The organism is Streptomyces sp. NPDC004667, assembly GCF_040609475.1.
In the GTDB taxonomy this organism is placed as follows: domain Bacteria; phylum Actinomycetota; class Actinomycetes; order Streptomycetales; family Streptomycetaceae; genus Streptomyces.
The window spans coordinates 1-4,647 of sequence record NZ_JBEXKC010000188.1 but is presented as its reverse complement, the minus strand read 5'-3'; the positions used below and the strand labels follow the sequence as shown (position 1 = coordinate 4,647).

Annotated in this window: 2 protein-coding genes; both read right to left on the bottom strand. The window is 74.5% G+C overall.

Annotated features, from left to right (window positions below):
* The coding region (locus tag ABZW32_RS38855; RefSeq protein ID WP_356225511.1) for a beta-ketoacyl synthase N-terminal-like domain-containing protein at positions 1–1,388 on the bottom strand (1,388 nt) is incomplete at its 3' end.
* Positions 1,389–1,550: 162 nt separating this feature from the next.
* Positions 1,551–4,647: SDR family NAD(P)-dependent oxidoreductase (locus tag ABZW32_RS38850; protein ID WP_356225509.1), on the bottom strand; the 3,097-nt coding region annotated here is incomplete at its 5' end.

Below are 4,647 nucleotides of genomic sequence, written 5' to 3'. Positions count from 1 at the left end.
GGCTCCGGCGCCTGCTCCACGATCACATGCGCGTTCGTCCCGCTGAACCCGAACGACGACACACCCGCACGACGCGGACGGTCCGTCTCCGGCCATGCCGTCGACTCCGTGAGGAGGGCGACCGCGCCGGACTCCCAGTCCACGTGCGGAGACGGCGCGTCCACGTGCAGGGTCTGCGGAAGCACCCCGTGGCGCATCGCCAGCACCATCTTGATCACACCGGCCACACCGGCAGCGGCCTGCGTGTGCCCGATGTTCGACTTCACGGACCCCAGGAGCAGCGGCTGCCCCTCCGGCCGCTCCTGCCCGTACGTCGCCAGCAGGGCCTGCGCCTCGATCGGGTCGCCGAGGGAGGTGCCCGTACCGTGTGCCTCCACCACGTCGACCTGATCGGTCGAGAGCCGGGCGTTGGCGAGGGCCTGCCGGATGACGCGCTGCTGCGAAGGGCCGTTGGGGGCGGTCAGGCCGTTGGAGGCGCCGTCCTGGTTGATGGCGCTGCCGCGGATCACGGCCAGCACCGGGCGGCCGTTCTTCCGTGCGTCGGAGAGCCGCTCCAGGAGCAGGACGCCCACGCCCTCCGCCGGGCCGAAGCCGTCGGCGCCGGCCGCGAAGGCCTTGCAGCGGCCGTCGGTGGACAGCCCTCGCTGCTTGCTGAACTCCACGAACAGGCCGGGCGTGGACATCACGTGGACGCCGCCGGCCACGGCCAGCGAGCACTCCCCCGCCCGCAGGGCCTGCGCGGCCAGGTGCAGGGCGACCAACGACGCCGAGCAGGCCGTGTCGACGGTGACGGCCGGCCCCTCCAGACCGAAGGTGTACGAGAGCCGGCCCGACAGCACGCTGGAGGCGTTGCCGGTGCCCAGGTGCCCCGCGTAGTCCTCGGCCGCTTCGAGCAGCGGGGTGAGGTAGTCGGAGCCGTTCATGCCGACGAACACGCCGCACTGGCTGCCGCGCAGGGCGTTCGGGTCGATGCCCGCCCGCTCGAACGCCTCCCACGAGGTCTCCAGCAGCAACCGCTGCTGCGGGTCCATCGCCATCGCCTCGCGCGGGGAGATCCCGAAGAAGTCGGCGTCGAAGGTGGAGGCACCGGTGAGGAATCCGCCCTCACGGGTGGTCGAGGTGCCCTGGTCGTCGGGGTCGTCCGAGAAGAGGTGGTCCAGGTCCCAGCCCCGGTCCGCGGGGAATTCCGTGAGCGCGTCGCCGCCGGCGGCCAGCAGGTCCCAGAGTTCTTCGGGAGAGCGCACCCCGCCGGGGAACCGGCAACTCATGGCCGTGATGGCGATGGGTTCGTGGGCCTGGCTCTCGATGTCCCGCAGACGTCCGTACGCCTCGTCGAGATCCGTCGTGACCTTCTTGAGGTATTCGCGGAGCTTTGCTTCGTTCGCCACTGGCGCTTCACCTGTTCGCGTGATCGAGACCGTGGTGGGGACGGGCTCAAGGGAATTCAATGGAGTTCAGGGGAATCCGAGGATATGGAGGAATTCCGGGGATCCCGGGGCCGTACCGCCGGAACAGGGGTTCCGGCGGTACGGCCTGGGGGTGGTTGGGGTTCAGCCCTGGCCGAACTTCTTGTCGATGAGGGCGAACAGCTCGTCGTCGCTGGCGTCCTCGATCTCCCCGGCCGCCGTGCCGTCGGCGGCGCTACGGGCGTCGTTCCACTGGGCCAGGAGGGTCTGGAGGCGCACCGCCACCCGTGCGTGGGCCGCGTCGTCACCGGCCGCGACGGCCAGTTCCGCCGGGTCCAGCGAGGAGAAGGTGCCCTCCAGGCGGTCGAGGTCCTCCAGTACAGACAGCCTGCGTCCGCTCGTGCCCTCGGGGGCCAGCTCGTCCAGCAGGTACCCGGCGAGCGCGGCCGGGTTCGGGTAGTCGTAGATCAAGGTGGCGGGCAGCCGGAGCCCGGCGGCCGCGCCGAGCCGGTTGCGCAGCTCGACCGCCGTCAGCGAGTCGAAGCCCAGCTCCTTGAACGCCTGCTCCTCCCCGATGTGTTCGGCCGACTTGTACCCGAGTACGGCGGCCACCTGGCCGCGCACCAGATCCAGTACGGTCCGTTCCCGCTCGGCGGGGGACAGCCCGGCCAGTCGCTGCGCCTGCGTCTGCTCGGCTCCCCCGTGGGACGCTCCCGACTCGGCCGCGCTCGCCCCGGCCGGTACGGCCGTCGGGCGCCGTCGGCGGACCGGGGTGCGGACCAGGCCGCGGAACACGGGCAGGATCCCCCCGTCCGCCGCCCGGGCCCGCAGGGTCGGCAGGTCGACCGCGACCGGCAGCAGCACCGGCTCGGTGTCCGCCGCCGCGAGGGCCGCGTCGAAGAGCGCCAGGCCCTCGGCCGCCGACAGGGGTGCGACACCGCCGCGTGCGGCGCGTGCCCGTTCCGCCTCGGTGAGCCGGCCCGCCATCCCGCGCTCCTCCGCCCACATGCCCCACACCAGGGACAGGGCGGTGAGGCCGCGGGCCCGCCGGTGCCGGGCGAGGGCGTCGAGGAAGACGTTCGCCGCACCGTAGTTGGCCTGGCCGGCGCCGCCGAGGGTACCGGCGGCGGCCGAGAACAGGACGAACGCCGACAGGTCGAGGTGACGCGTCAACTCGTGCAGGTGCAAGGCCCCTTCGACCTTGGGCCGCATCACCCGGTCGACCCGCTCGGGGGTGAGCAGGTCCACGACCCCGTCGTCCAGGACCGCCGCCGTGTGGACGACCGCCGTCAGCGGCCGCTCCTGCGGGACGGAGGCCAGAAGTGCGGCCAGGGCCTCCCGGTCGGCGACGTCGCAGGCCGCCCAGGTGACCTCGGCGCCCAACGCGACCAACGTGTCCGTGAGTTCGGCGGCCCCTTCGCTCTCGCCGCCCCTGCGGCCGGTGAGCAGCAGGTGACGCACGCCGTGTTCGGTGACCAGGTGGCGGGTCAGGAGGCCGGCGAGCCCTCCGGCAGCCCCGGTGACCAGGACCGTACCGCTCGTGTCGATGCGGCCCGTCGCCCCGTCGGCGCCGGTCGCCGCCCCGGTACGGTCCGCCGCCGCCACCCGTGCCAGGCGGGGGGCGTACAGCGCCCCGCCGCGCACGGCCAGTTCGGGCTCGTCCGAGGCGAGGGCCCCGGCGAGGGCCCGGCCGGAGGCGTCCGTGCCGTCGAGGTCGACGAGCACGAACCGGTCGGGGTGTTCGGTCTGCGCGGCCCGCACCAGACCCCAGACCGGGGTGTGGGCGAGGTCGCCGGCCTCGGTGTCCGCGTGCGCGGCCACCGCTCCGTGGGTGACGACGGCGAGGCGCGCACCGGCGAAGCGGCCGTTGCCCAGCCAGTCCTGCAGGGCGGCGAGTGCCCGGTGGGTCACCTCGCGCGCTCCGTCCGCCACCGTGTCGAGGGCCGCGACCCCTGCGGGGGCGGTGCCTTCGGGTGCCGTGAACGGCATGACCACGGTGTCCGGCAGAGCCTGCCGTCCGGCGGTGAGGGCCTCGTCCAGTGCGGCGAGGTCCTCGTACGCCGCCACGGGAACCCCGGCGCCGCCCAGTGCGGCGGCGAGGCCCGAGCGGGCGCCGGCGTCACCGACGACCACGTGGGTCGCGGCGCCCGCCCCGGCCGGCACGGCCGTCCGCACCCAGTCGAGGCGGAACAGCGCATCGTGCGCCCCCTGCCGGTCGGCCACCGCGAACCGCTCGGCGTCGAGCTCCCGGGTCACCAGGGCCTCCACCGAGGCGACGGGTGCGCCCTGCTCGTCGGCCAGTTCCGCCGAGACCGTGTCCGTGGCGCCGGGAGTGACGCGCAGCCGCAGCGTGTCGGCTCCGGCCGCGTGCAGCCGGACTCCGCGCCAGGTGAGGGCCTCGCGGGCGACGGTCCCAGCCGTGGCGGCCCCCAGCATCTGCACCGCCGCGTCGAGGAGAGCGGGGTGCAGGGCGAACCCTGCGGCGGAGGAGCGCAGTTCGTCGGAGAGCCGGGCCTGCGCGAAGACCTCGTCGCCGCGCACCCAGGCCCGGTCGAGGGTCCTGAGCGCCGTCCCGTGGTACAGCCCGGCGGCCGCCAGGCGGTCGTACAGCTCCGCGACCGGCACCTCTTCGGCGTCGGTGGGCGGCCAGGGCCCGGTGGCGGCGGCGGTGGAGCCGCTGCCCTCCGTCTCGGCCCCGGTTTCGGTGAGGTGCCCGGTGGCGTGACGGGACCAGGTCCCGCCGTTCGCCGCGTCGCCGTCGCCCGCCTCGGTGCGGCTGTGCACCTGGACGGTACGGCGACCGGTCGCGTCCGTCCCGCCCACGGTCACCCGGAGCTGGACGGCCCCGTCTTCCGGGAGCAGGAGCGGCGCCTCGTGGAGGAGGTCCTCCAGGTGGCCGCAGCCGGCTTCCTCGCCGGCGCGCAGGGCGAGCTCGACGAAGGCCGCGCCCGGCACGACCGCCGAGTCGGCCACGACGTGCTCGGCCAGCCAGGAGTGCGTACGGCGGGACAGCCGGCCGGTGAACAGGAACCCGCCGGTGTCGGGCAGTTCGACGGCCGCACCGAGCAGGGGGTGCCCGGCCGACTCGATGCCGAGCGAGACGGCGTCCTGCGACGGGGCGAAGGAGTCGACCCAGTAGCGCTCGCGCTGGAAGGCGTACGTGGGCAGGTCGACGCGGCGGGCGCCGCTGCCGGCGTAGAAGGCCGTCCAGTCGACGGTCACACCCCGCGTGTGGGCCTGC